This window comes from Microcoleus sp. N9_A2, from assembly GCF_036701775.1.
In the GTDB taxonomy this organism is placed as follows: domain Bacteria; phylum Cyanobacteriota; class Cyanobacteriia; order Cyanobacteriales; family Microcoleaceae; genus Microcoleus.
The window spans coordinates 123282-123735 of record NZ_JAUBRH010000006.1 but is presented as its reverse complement, the minus strand read 5'-3'; the positions used below and the strand labels follow the sequence as shown (position 1 = coordinate 123735).

Here is a 454-nt window from a genome sequence, read left to right as displayed (position 1 = left end):
CGAGCGCAAGGCGCTGATGTCGGTAATTTGATCGCAGTTGAGAGTCAGTTCTGTGAGATTGGTGAGCGAGCGCAAGGCGCTGATGTCGGTAATTTGATCGCAGTTGAGAGTCAGTTCTGTGAGATTGGTGAGCGAGCGCAAGGTGCTGATGTCGGTAATTATATTGCTGCCGAGAGTCAGTCTTGTTAGATTGGTGAGCGATCGCAAGGCGCTGATGTCGGTAATTATATTGCAGCAGAGAGTCAGTTCTGTTAAATTGGTGAGCGATCGCAAGGCGCTGATGTCGGTAATTCTACTGCTGCCGAGAGTCAGTTTTGTTAGATTGGTGAGCGAGCCGAGGGAGCTGATGTCGGTAATTTCATTGTACTTGAGATCGAGTGTTGTCAGATTGGTGAGCGAGCGCAAGGCGCTGATGTCGGTAATTTGATTGCCGCAGAGATCAAGTGTTGTTAGA

Annotated in this window: 1 protein-coding gene; it reads right to left on the bottom strand. The window is 49.3% G+C overall.

The window, feature by feature from the left end:
- A partial coding sequence (locus QUA44_RS05515; protein WP_333309547.1) for a leucine-rich repeat domain-containing protein occupies positions 1–454 on the bottom strand: 454 nt, incomplete at both ends.